This is a genomic window from Treponema sp. OMZ 906 (genome assembly GCF_024181185.1).
Classification (GTDB): Bacteria; Spirochaetota; Spirochaetia; order Treponematales; family Treponemataceae; genus Treponema.
Window position 1 is genome coordinate 1,867,408 of sequence record NZ_CP051196.1, and the last position, 12,235, is coordinate 1,879,642.

11 protein-coding genes are annotated in these 12,235 nt (G+C 44.8%); 9 read left to right on the plus strand and 2 right to left on the minus strand.

All coding sequences use genetic code 11. From position 1 onward, the window contains the following. The first annotated feature begins 7 nt into the window (after positions 1-7). Together ftsZ and E4N69_RS08405 are read left to right on the plus strand one after the other, a co-directional pair. Positions 8-1,291, plus strand: a complete 1,284-nt coding sequence (gene ftsZ / locus E4N69_RS08400; RefSeq protein WP_253714052.1) for a cell division protein FtsZ — start codon at positions 8-10, stop codon at positions 1,289-1,291. Between the two features lie 699 nt (positions 1,292-1,990). Next, on the plus strand, positions 1,991-2,749 hold the full coding sequence (locus E4N69_RS08405) for a hypothetical protein (RefSeq protein ID WP_253823546.1): 759 nt from the start codon (positions 1,991-1,993) through the stop codon (positions 2,747-2,749). Between the two features lie 120 nt (positions 2,750-2,869). Here the strand turns inward: E4N69_RS08405 and E4N69_RS08410 are convergent, their stop codons facing one another. After that, positions 2,870-4,171 carry a dicarboxylate/amino acid:cation symporter gene (locus E4N69_RS08410; protein WP_253823547.1) on the minus strand — a complete coding sequence of 434 codons (1,302 nt, stop codon included), beginning with the start codon at positions 4,169-4,171 and terminating at the stop codon, positions 2,870-2,872. Positions 4,172-4,614: 443 nt separating this feature from the next. Between E4N69_RS08410 and E4N69_RS08415 the strand changes: the two genes are divergently transcribed. From E4N69_RS08415 to E4N69_RS08445, 7 genes are all read left to right on the plus strand, one after another. After that, positions 4,615-5,106: a hypothetical protein gene (locus E4N69_RS08415; protein ID WP_253823548.1), complete on the plus strand. Its 492-nt coding sequence runs from the start codon at positions 4,615-4,617 to the stop codon at positions 5,104-5,106. A 91-nt stretch (positions 5,107-5,197) separates the two neighbouring features. Next, positions 5,198-5,944, plus strand: coding sequence for an ABC transporter ATP-binding protein (locus tag E4N69_RS08420; protein ID WP_253823549.1), 747 nt, complete (start codon positions 5,198-5,200; stop codon positions 5,942-5,944). A 36-nt stretch (positions 5,945-5,980) separates the two neighbouring features. Further along, positions 5,981-6,175 (plus strand): hypothetical protein, encoded by a 195-nt coding sequence (locus E4N69_RS08425; RefSeq protein WP_253823550.1) that lies wholly within the window; start codon positions 5,981-5,983, stop codon positions 6,173-6,175. Further along, positions 6,162-6,500, plus strand: coding sequence for a type II toxin-antitoxin system PemK/MazF family toxin (locus E4N69_RS08430; protein ID WP_253823551.1), 339 nt, complete (start codon positions 6,162-6,164; stop codon positions 6,498-6,500). The genes E4N69_RS08425 and E4N69_RS08430 overlap by 14 nt, the downstream gene beginning before the upstream one ends. Positions 6,501-6,560: 60 nt before the next feature. Then, positions 6,561-8,093, plus strand: coding sequence for an ABC transporter permease (locus E4N69_RS08435; RefSeq protein ID WP_253823552.1), 1,533 nt, complete (start codon positions 6,561-6,563; stop codon positions 8,091-8,093). A gap of 34 nt (positions 8,094-8,127) precedes the next feature. Next, complete coding sequence (locus E4N69_RS08440; protein WP_253823553.1) at positions 8,128-9,462, plus strand: ABC transporter permease; 1,335 nt, start codon at positions 8,128-8,130, stop codon at positions 9,460-9,462. Positions 9,463-9,554: 92 nt separating this feature from the next. Continuing rightward, positions 9,555-10,334, plus strand: coding sequence for an outer membrane lipoprotein-sorting protein (locus tag E4N69_RS08445; protein ID WP_253714059.1), 780 nt, complete (start codon positions 9,555-9,557; stop codon positions 10,332-10,334). Between the two features lie 507 nt (positions 10,335-10,841). On the opposite strand, the gene E4N69_RS08450 is transcribed toward E4N69_RS08445, so the two are convergent. Next, on the minus strand, positions 10,842-12,179 hold the full coding sequence (locus tag E4N69_RS08450) for an MATE family efflux transporter (RefSeq protein ID WP_253823554.1): 1,338 nt from the start codon (positions 12,177-12,179) through the stop codon (positions 10,842-10,844). Positions 12,180-12,235 lie beyond the last annotated feature (56 nt).

Below are 12,235 nucleotides of genomic sequence, written 5' to 3' on the forward strand. Positions count from 1 at the left end.
AACATATATGGATTACCAAGTAATGCAGCAAAATGAACTGTTACCGGTTAATCCCACCGTTATTAAAGTAATCGGCGCGGGAGGAGGCGGTTCGAATGCAGTTAATAGGATGTTGGAGTGCAACATACAGTACGTCGATTTTATCGTTGCCAATACCGACGTACAGGCGCTTAATTATTCAAAAGCACCGATGAAATTAGTGATCGGATCAAAGTTAACCGGAGGACTCGGTGCCGGTGGAAAACCTGACATAGGTGAAAAAGCCGCTATGGAAGATACCGAAATTATTGCGAATGCAGTCCGCGGTGCACACATGGTGTTTATCACCGCCGGTATGGGCGGCGGCACCGGTACCGGTTCGGCGCCGGTTATCGCAAAGATAGCCCGTGATCAGGGTGCCCTAACGGTTGGTGTCGTTACCAAACCATTTGCTTTTGAAGGGCGTGCAAAGATGCGTACCGCCGAAGCAGGAATTGAAAAACTTCGCCAAAACGTCGATACGCTAGTCGTCATCCCAAATCAGCATTTATTAAACCTTGTAGACAGTAAGCAGACGATAAAAGACGCATTCGTCATGGCGGATGACGTGCTGCGCCGTGCAGTACAAGGTATTGCCGATATTATTACAAAAAACGGATTGGTCAATATAGACTTCGCGGATGTCCGCTCAACGATGGCCGGTCAGGGCGATGCACTCATGGGTGTCGGCACCGGATCGGGAGAAAATCGAGCGGTGGATGCGGCAACCAATGCCATCAACAACCCGCTTTTGGAAGATTCGCATATCGAAGGCGCAACGCGAATACTGGTGAATATCTACGCAGCGGAGATGCCTTCTACCATAGAAGTCAACGATATTATGGAAATCGTTACAGCAAACGCCAACCCCGATGTAGAAACTATCCACGGTATTACCGTCGACGAAACCGACGAGGCCATGAAAGATAAAATCACCGTAACGGTCATTGCAACAGGTTTCCCAACCGATACGGATCCGATTCCGAATCTTATGCAAAAGCAGGGACAGCCCACAGGGGCAACAGCTCAACCTGAACCGCTCCATACGTCGTTTTTACAAAACGATTTTATTTCAGCAAGCGAATGGGCAAAGCTGCAAACACCGCAACAGCCTACCCTACCCGGTCTCGGCCCGCGGAATGCAGGAATACCGGCAGCCCCGCCGCCCCAACCGGCAATGGCCGAAGCTCCACGCCAGCCTATCCGTGTGCAGCTCCCCGGCGCTAATACGGATTTGGATGTGCCGGCCTACATACGCAACAAACCCTTTTAAAAATATGCGGGCATCTGCGTTGTCGCATCATGAAAAGTGTACATCCTTGTACCTCTCTACCGATGTACGTCCATGTACATCAGTAGAGGACAAGTTTTGTTCCAAAACTTGTTTCTGACTTATTCCCCGCCCATCCTTGGGCGCATTAATGGCGAGTTTCGGCGTCATCGAAACATCGCTTCTCTGACAGGATGTCAGTGGTTCTAAACAGTATCGAGTTTTTCATTAAAAAACTCGAAGCTCCAAAATGTACAAGGATGTACATTTTGGAGTGATAGCATCCGTGCCGCTTCTGAAACTAGTATTCAACGTATAAGAACGAACAGGGATGTTCGTGCTTATAAGCAGTAGCGAGTTTGCACTGCAAACTCGTCGTTAAAAAGCGTACACGGATGTACGCTTTTTAACAGCCTATTTTTCAAAGGCTAACGGAAAGGCTAGGTACAAAATTATGACCCTTTATTCGTACGAGGATTTAATATCTCGGCGCTCTGCGTCGGAGTTGTTGATTCCAGTCTTTTTGTGCAAAATTTTGGATAAAATTTTGCACAATTTATTTTAAAAGAAGGATAAGCACACTAGACAAATTACTCAAAATCGCAGAATAAGAGAGATTGTTTAAAGGCAGTTAGATGTAATTACCATGAATTGGGAAAAGTCTAGAATTTTTACAATATTTCTGATATGGTACCGCCGATTATGACTAAAAAACTAACCTCGAATCGTCTGTTATATATCTTAAATGCCGGAATGGTGACCTTTGCAATGGTAATGAATATCAAAGCAGCTATTCCGTACGTATCTGTCATACCGTATATGAGCTTCATCAAAGCAGCGCTGAATGCTTTCTGCGTGTGTCTTTCCATTATTCTTATCATCCATCCTGAAAGAAAGCTATTAACCTATATCGTCTTTTTTGCCGAAGCAGGCAATGCTGCTCTTGTCGGATTTATAGGCATTGGAACTTCGCTGTTCTGCATAGGGATTGTCTTATGCTTTATAAACGGAGAATTTGCTGTCAACCGCAGAAGAAAAGTGATTATGCTCAGCATTTACTGGGCGCTTGTTATTGTAACAATCTGGCCTGTCCTCGGCTTTATATTTGTTATATTCGAAATTTTAGGGACGCTATTCGGGCTTACCGCATGCATCGCGCTTTATCAAAAACTCGAAGGAAAGCTTTCGTATCTTTTGCTGCCGGAGGAAACGGTAATGGCCGCAATTACGCTGCCGCCTAAAGGTTCAACCTTAAAATTATCGAATTATGAGCTTTCGGAACGACAAATCGCATTTATCCTTGGTTCGATTAAACAAGGTGAAACCTACGAAGTACTGGGCAATCGGTATTATGTAAGCACTTCTGTCGTAAAAAAGGATATGGCGGCAGCCTGTAAGTATTTCGGCGTTGCAAACCGAGAAGCCCTGCGGATTTTACTGTTGCAATATAAGTTGGAATAAAGCCTCTCTCCCCTAACGCTCCGCGCCAAGGGAGAAAATCGCTCCTTTTTTAAAAACACATCCGTTACTTGATGATATAGGTTATATTATATATTCCCTTATATTGATTGACCGGAGAGATTAGTTATTCGCTCGGTTTACCGCTTGATATTTTTCCTCCTGTTTGGAAACAATGAGCGTACCGACCACATCGCCTGTTACATTGATACAGGTTCTTCCCATATCAAGCAGTGCGTCTATTCCGAGAATCATGGCGTAAGCCGCTGCTACGGCAGAACCTTCGGTGAGTTTTAAACCGCAGGAGTCGAGCACCATCAGCAGCATAATAGCACCCGAACCCGGAACACCCGCAGTGCCGACGGCCGCCAGTGTCGCTGTAAGCACCACGGTAATCTGCTGTGAAAGACTCAACGGAGAACCGATTGCATAACCGATAAACATCGCGCAAACGCCGAGATAGATGGCAGTACCGTTCATATTAATTGTCGCTCCGAGTGGCAGCGTAAACGAAGAAATACTGCGCGGAATCCCCAAATTTTCTTCTGCAACGCGCATAGTAACCGGCAACGTGCCCGATGACGAACGAGTTACAAATGCAGTGATCATAATCTCATGAATCTTCTTAAAAAAGGTTATCGGAGAAACCTTTGATGCGGCAAGGATGGCACCATACACTGCAATCGTTTGCACGACAAATCCGAGATAGGCGCACAGCGTTACCATTAAAAGAGGCCCTATTGCCTGCGGTCCCTGTTGAGCAAACACGATGGAAATTAGAACGAATACGCCGATAGGCGCGTATTGCATAATTCCGCCGACGATTTTATACATTGCCTCTGCCGCTCCATTACAGCCGAAAAACACGGTATCGCCGCTTTTCCGAAGCAATTCGTCTTTTGAACCGCGAACAAAAGAAACGGCAAAACCGAACAACATTGCAAATAATATAATGGGCAGCATATCCCCTTGCGCAAGGGCTTCCATCGGATTGGTGGGGATCATTTTTAAGAGGATTTGATTCATTGCAGGTGCTTCACTGATCTTCGCCTTTGCAGCCGCCGAACCGATAACCGAAAAACCGAAGCCGGGACGCAACAGATTGGCAAATACAAGCCCGACGAATACGGCAAGCGCACTGGTTAATAAATAGTAGATAATAATTTTTACGCCGATCCGCCCCAACTTTGCCGGTTCAATACTAGCCGAACCGCAAATAATGGAAAATAATACGACAGGCACAACAATCATTTTCAGCAATCGAATAAATACATCGCCGAAAAATTTTGTATACGTTACGTACGGTTGTACTGCATCGGGGAAAAAACCGAGTACGATACCGGTAATTGCACCGAGTATCAACGCACCGAGAATTCGTTTTAGCAAGTTTGAATCCAGATACAGCCTTAATACATTTTTTTTCATCATGAACCTCCTTTAATTACTGCGAGATAGCTTTAAAAACAAAAAATTTGGAAGCATCCCGATAGTATGATTTTATTATACCCCCTATCAGAGCTAAATGCAAACAAATTTTAAGGTAGCCTGTTTCGCGACGGTAGTTTCGGAGCAACATAAATACAGGGAATCTCTACAAACAGCAGGCATATCGACTCGTTTTGTAAGGAAATGGTTTATCATACCCGCTAGCGCAAATCGCGAATCATTTTTTACTTTAACATTTTACTCTGACGTTATACTTGACCTCACATTACGAACTTATTATCCTAGATATCTCGAAGAATACGGAAGCCGTAATACAGCACCGCCATATAGACGTCGCATATAAAAAACGGAATACAACATATTTTTTCGTAACGGTGTTCGATCTTCTTATGTTTACTATAGTTAATCAAATAGGAGATAATATGATAAAGAACAGTATTGCAGCAGGGATCCTGCTCGTTGTTTTGAGTATGGCCGGATTGTATGCACAATCGCAAAAACCGCAGCCAGAACCGTACTTAACCGAAAAAGCCGTAAAAGGGCTTATCAAAAATCACGAAAAGCTGCTTGAAAGCCTCAATACCATTCTGGACGGCGAGGATTCTAAAGAAAGGCAATGGTTTGAATCCTTTCAGACTGCTCTGGGAGAAGATACCAATCCAGCGGCTTTTCTTAAAAAGAATCCGACGCCGAAAAAACTGCAAGCGCTTTTCCGGAAGTATGGGCTCGACGGAAAAACAGGACTATTGCAAATCATGGTGATTGCCTATGCCGCTTTGAATTCCGAATATGGGGCTATTCCTCTTGAAATTCATCCGGATGATTTGAAACTCGTACAAAAATACCATACGGAACTGTCTGAATTACTCAAGCCCATACCGGTTGAAACGGAAAGCGATACAGGTGATCAATAAAAAACACGGTTACAAAATCAGCAGTCGAAAGCATTAGCTTATCACACTCATTTTATGCTATTTTAGTAATTACAATTCGAGGAGATCATATATGACCATTGTACAAGTTAAGAATTTACGCAAAACCTATCCCTTAGGGAAGGTTTTGGTAGAAGCAGTAAAAGGAATTAATTTTTCCATCGATAGCGGAGAGTTTGTTTCCATTTCCGGCCCGTCCGGCTCGGGAAAATCCACTACGCTGAATATGATAGGATTGATCGATACACCGACCTCCGGCGAGCTTATCATAAACGGAGAAACAATTTACGCAGAAAAAGATTTTATCTCCCTTGCAAATAGAAAAAATATGAAGATTCCCGGCAGACTCGACAGACGAATGACACAACTTCGCCATGAATATCTGGGGTTTATCTTTCAGTCTTTTAACCTAATCCCCGTTTTGGACGTATACGAAAACATCGAGTTTCCGCTTTTGTTCGGTGAGGCAAAGGAAAGCAAAGAAAAGAGTAAGGAATGGATTGAGCACCTCATTGAAAAGGTCGGATTACGCGAATGGACGCACCATAAATCGAACGAGCTTTCAGGCGGTCAGCGGCAGCGCGTTGCTATTGCCCGTGCCTTAGTTACCAAGCCTGCATTGGTGCTTGCCGACGAACCCACTGCAAACCTCGATTCCAAAACCGGCGATCAGATTCTTGCACTGATGAAGGACATAAGCCGCGAGTTTAATACCACCTTTATCTTCTCCACCCACGATGCCAAAATCGTCAATATGACCGACCACCGCATTAAAATCTTAGACGGAAACGTTGTCGAAGACACGAAGGTTAATGGATAATGGGTAATTAGGAAAACGTGAAGAGGAATAGGAAAGATGCCGTATGAAATGCTTGAACAGAAAATAAGAGCATTGCCGCAGGATTACTATGAGGCGCTTGTGAACTATCTCAATTATTTAACTGAGAAAGCTGCGCAAGGGGAACAATTTTGCGAAGCAGATGCTTTTCAGAAAATGCGTGAAGCGGGTCTTCAAACGGTTTGGGAGTATGTAAAAGATGACGCGTGGTGATATATTCATGGTGGATTTCGGTATCCCTTTTGGAAGCGAAGTCGGATATAGGCGCCCTGTTATAATAATCCAGTCCGATAAAGAGAACCTCATAAAATTAAACACAACTCTTGTTATTCCATTGACTTCTAATACCGTTTATGCAGACTATAAGGGAAATGTGTATATCAAAAAATCAGAGTCCGGATTATCAAAGGATTCTGTGGCGTTGGTTCATCAGCTTATCGTTGTCGATAAATTCCGTTTGGATGAGAAAATAGCATCGCTCAATAAAGCTATTTTGCAAAAGCTTGAAACGGCTATTGATTATGTTTTAAAGGATTGATGGTTATGATTTATCCGACGGAAGCGCAGTATTTACATGAATTAAATTGAAGAGGATATAATGAATAAAACGATTTTTAAGTTGGCGTTGAAAAATCTTTTTTCGCATAAGACAAAGACGCTGATTATTATGATTTTGATCGGGCTTGGCAGCTTTTTGGTGGTGTTGGGGCTCGGGGTGCTGAATTTCGCCGAAAAGCAAACAAAGAATGTATGTGAAAGCGATTTTTGCGGCGATATTTTTATTACCGGAAAACCCTCCGATAAAGACGTGAATGTAACAATTGCCGGTGCATATAAAAATGTCAATACGGGGAAATTGCCTTCGATGCCGTATCTATCAAAGATAGAAAAAATTGAGGCAAAGTTACATGACATGCCGGAAGCTTCTGTGTTTACGCGGGGAATGGTTGTCGGGTATGGTATGCTGCGTCCGGCTGACCTTTCCGACACGTGGGAGCCTAAGGGTGAAAACTTTTCGTATATGCCGTATGCCACGACACTCGGTATTGAGCCTTCTTCTTACAAAAAAACATTCGAGACAATCAAAGTGTATGAAGGTGAATTTCCCGATTCCGACGATGCGGAATTTATCCTGCTGCCGCAAAAGGTAAAAGAAAAGTACGAGAAATATTATGAACGGGAATTGCATGTTGGAGATGATGTTGTGGTGATGAGCTTTGGAGAAAAAGCAAAGCTGCGCAAAATAAGAGTGAGCGGTTTTTTTACCTTTGCACATCCCGATACGGCAATTCAGGCGGTACTGTATACGGATATCAACAGCGCGCGTATGCTTGCCGGTGTAACAATGGGTGCTCGTACCGTTACGGAAATTCCTCAGTCAATCGATCTCAGCCTTGCAGAGAAAAGCGAAGACGACTTGTTCTCCGATGATGCAGTCGGTGTTACCGAAGAGGCGGAAAGCATCACTGAAAAAAAAGCGACTGCAGAAGAATTGGAAAATATTTTAGGCAGTACGGAGCTGCGCAATCAGCTCAATATGGCGGACACCGATGCATGGCACTTTGTAACGGTTAAGCTGAAGGATCCTTCAAAAACATCCCGGGTGATTGCAGATTTGAATAAATGGTTTGCAGAAGAAGGTCTTATAGCACAAGCACTTCCGTGGGATAAAGCAGTGGTGCAGTATGCTGCTGCGATAAAAATGACACGGACGCTGATGATTGCGGTGCTGGTATTGCTTGCCGTTGTGGTGCTTATCGTCATTATGAATACGCTTGTCGTTTCCGTTATGGAGCGGACGGCAGAAATCGGTACGATGCGTGCCATCGGAGCAAAGCGTTCCTTTGTCAGGCGGCTCTTTTATACGGAGTCGTTTTTACTTTCGTGCGTTGGGGCTCTGTGCGGTATTGCTCTTGCGATTATCGCAGGGTTCATCTTTAATGCGTTGGGAATCAGACTTCCGAATGAAACGATGGCTGTTATGTTCGGCGGTTATAAAATCCAGACAGCTATCTCGCCGGTTGCAGTATTGAGTACACTTGCCGCTATGCTTGCCGCCGGAGTAATTGCAAATTGGTATCCGGTTGGACTTGCATTAAAGATCAGCCCATTGGAAGCCATCAACAAATAAGGCATTATTAATGAAGGCATTTTAAGGAAAGATTATGAATATATTAAAGATTGCATTTCGGAATTTAAATAGGCAAAAACGGCGTAGTATGTTGTTGGTTATTGCAATTGTATTTGCGTTTCTTATTGTAACATTGATCGACGGATTATCGGCAGGTGCGCGTAAGAGCCTGGAATATCAGATTGCAAAGATTATCGGCGGGCATGTCTATGTAACCGGGGCAGAAAAGGCAGCGGACAAGACAGAAGATGATAAGGCGAATGAATACCTTCCCCCCGAAAGTGTTGAGCTTGTGCATAGAATCATCAAAGAAGAAAAAATTGATGCATTGTATACAACTGTACGTGCACAGCGTTACGGCACGCTGATTTTTGCAGGGAATCAGTTGACTGCTCAAATTGCAGGCTGCAAATTCGATGAGGAAGAAGCCTTACGCAATAGTTTTGCGTTTAAAGAAGGCGGATGGGAGAATGTAACCATAGAAAACGCTCTTTTTATCCCTCAAAAAACCGCCGAAGCGCTGAATGTCGCTTTGAATGATGTTATCCTTTATGAAATGACTACGTTAAGCGGGCAGGCAACGGTTGCGGAATTTCAAATAGCTGGTATCTATCAGGATCAAAGCCAGTTTGATCAAATACAGTTTTATGCGAACTTCGATTATCTCAATAAAATTGCCGAAATTCCCGAAGGGTGTGTTGCTCAGTTCGGTATTTTCTTGAGAGATGAAAACCAGCAAGATGCTGTTGCGTCCATTTTTGAAAAGCGCCTTGCCGAATACGGTCCCGTTACCAGCCGTGAACTGGCGGCGCAGTTTAACCCAACCTCTCCCGGGCAGGAACTGCTGCGGCAGTTGAATGAAGGAAAGTGGGACGGAACAAAATACGCCGTTATGACCTTCTACGATTTTGCGCCGCAGATGGTAACGCTTTCACAGACGATACAGTGGGTCAGTCTCGGTGTGCTGTTGGTATTACTGCTCGTTACGATGATCGGTATTTCCAATACGTTCAGGATGGTGGTGCATGAGCGGAAGGGCGAAATCGGCACCATGCGTTCTTGCGGTGTCAGCAGGGGGAAGGTGAGCCTTTTATTTCTTGCGGAGGCAGGCTTTCTTTCGGTTATCGGCGCCGCAGCGGGCTTTGTGCTTGCGCTGCTCGTTATGCTGATTATCAGCCTTATCCCCATATCGATTGACTCGGTACTCAGTATGCTCACCACAAACGGGCATTTCTTGTGGATACTCTCGCCGACCGTTATCTGCTTAAAATTCCTGCTAACGGCTTTCTTAGCAATCCTTGCAGCGCTCGGCCCCGCAATCCGTGCAGCCAACATGATCCCTGCGGAAGCCTTGCGATCGAGCAAGTAAAGGGAATATACCCCATGAAGGGGTCTCGTGAGTAAAGTAAGAAAATGCCTCGAGCGTTTTACTAAGAGGAGAATATATAAGAGGAGAATATAATGGATTATAAAACGATGACGAAAAAATATGCCGCAGTGTTTTTTGCGGCTATCTTATGTGCGCTGCCGCTCTCGCTTTCGGCACAAATACCGAGCACGGAAGAGATGTACGGTATTTTGGAAAAGCAGTACGAAGCAGGTAACTTTGATAAAGATATAACCTGCACGCTTTCGCTCATTATCGAAAAGCCGAACGAACCGAAATCTGCGCAGCAGTATAAACTATTCCGGCGTGATACAAAAGATCAAACCACGCTTGTGCAGCTTGCGCCTGAGGCGGATAAGGGAACGGGGTATATGCAGGAAAAGAATAACCTCTGGGTATATGATCCTACCTCGCATCAATTTACCCACTCTTCGCTTAAGCGCGCTATCGGGGATTCCGATGCAAGTGTTTCGGATGTTAATAAACGGTCTGAATTTAGAAAGACTTACGAAATTACCGATATAGCAGCATCAAAACTCGGTAAGTTTGATGTATATGCAGTTACGCTCAAGACTCTTCTTTCTGACGCGCGGTATGCGCAGGAAAAATATTACGTGCGTAAAACTGATCCGCTTATCTTAAAAATCGAAAGCTACGGCTCAAGCGGACGGCTGATGCGCACCACGCTCCTGCCTAAATACGTCAAAATCGGTAATTTCAACTGGCCTGCTCAATCCATCTATATTAACGAAATCAATAAGGGTGAAAAGACCACGCAAATACTCTCCGATTTTGATACCTCCGACATACCGGATGTGGTGTTTACGAAGGCCTACTTGGAAAAAATCAATTAATCGTTTGCAAATAGCGGGGCATCTACTGCGTCGCACGGCAAAAAAGTGTCCTCAACGTATCGAAGATACGCCTGCGGGTGTTTTTTGTGCGCTCCTAGCAATTTCAGAACGGACAAGGATGTCGGTGGTGATAACCAGTAGCGAGATTTGTGTTATGCACAAATCTCGTCGTTGAGAAGCGTACAAGGAGGTACGCTTCTCAACAGGCTATTTCCAAACGCGCTGGAGGGGCACATCTACTTCGTTACTGCGCACAAATAAATCCTCGACGTATCAGAACGGACAGGGATGTCCGGGGTGATAACCAGTAGCGAGTTTTTCGTCAGAAAAACTCGTAGCCCAAGAATGTGCAAGGACGCACATTCTTGGGCGAGGATGGCGGGGGAGTAAATCAGTAACGAGTTTAGACGTAAGGCTAAACTCGTAGCCACAGAATGTACAGGACGTACATTCTATGGCGAGGATGTCCGTGGTATGTTGATTTACCTTCCTGCTTTCAGCAAAGTGTTATTTTTTTACCAAGTCGGTTGCGAATATCTTTATCATAATAATAACTGAAAGCACTACGACAATTCCGTCAACGAGCGGCATTGCGAGCCATACGCCCCGCGCCCCGAAAAAATGCGGCAGTATGAGTACGGCAGGCACAAAGAGCACCAGCTGCCGTGAGATCGCTAAAATACCGGCGGGTTTCGGCTTGCCGATGGCCTGAAAGAGCGTCATATTCAATATCATAATTGCAAGCGCAGGGAAGATTATCATGGCAATAACGGCATTGGTTTTTCCTTGTGCAACGAGCACGGGGTTATCGATAAACAGCCCAAGTACCTTTTCGGGACTCAGCAAAAAGATACCCCATGCAATGACGGCGAGCAAAAGGCCGAAGCCATAGAACAAGCCGGTGCCTTTTTTTACCCGATCAAAAAGCCCCGCGCCGAAGTTCGTACCGACAAAAGGCTGGAACCCTTGGCTTAATCCCCACAGCGGAATAAAACTCAACATCAAATAGCGGAAGAATGCGCCCATTAGAACGACCTGATCTTCTCCACCGTATTTTTTCAATGTCGAATACATGACCGTTTGCTGTACCAGCGAAAGAACCTGCATAATCATCGCAGACATACCGATTGCAATTGTTTCTCCGACAATCGATTTATCCGGTTTAAGGGTTTTAAAGCGAACATTTTTGCTGAAGCACAAAAAGTAAAAAAAGCTGACCAATGCAAAAACCGCCTGCGAAATAACCGTGGCAACGGCAGCGCCGGCGATTCCTTGTTTGAACACGATAATGAACAGCGCGTCAAGCACAATATTCAGCACGGCACCGGATCCCATGATAATCATCGCAAGTGCAATTCTTCCTTCTCCGCGCAGTACCATATTTGAAGCCTGTCCAAAGTTTACAAATATGGAGCCGAGGTACACAATCCGTAAATATTGTACACCCATTGTGTGCATTTCTCCTTCCGCCCCGATAAGGGTGAGAAGCTGCGGCGCAAAAATGTATCCGATTATCATTACTACTGAGGACATCAGTACCGACAACACCAAGACGTTTCCCATCACCGCATCGATGGTTTTTTGGTCTTTCCTGCCGACTGCCCGCGATAAAATCGATGCGGAACCAATTCCGACCAATACCGCAATACCGTTATTCACCAGCGTAAAAGCATACGCAACGCTGATCGCACCGAGCGCTTTTTCGCCTACATACCGTCCGACAAACATTGCGTCGACGAAACTGTACAAACTGATTACCAGCATACCGATGATTCCCGGCACGCCCAACTGTAACATGAGCTTGAATATATTTCCCGATACAAGCTCCTCTCGTTTATCTGTCATAAACACTCCTAAAATAGAAACCGACGATACCGTCAGTTATTCATAGTGGAAATATA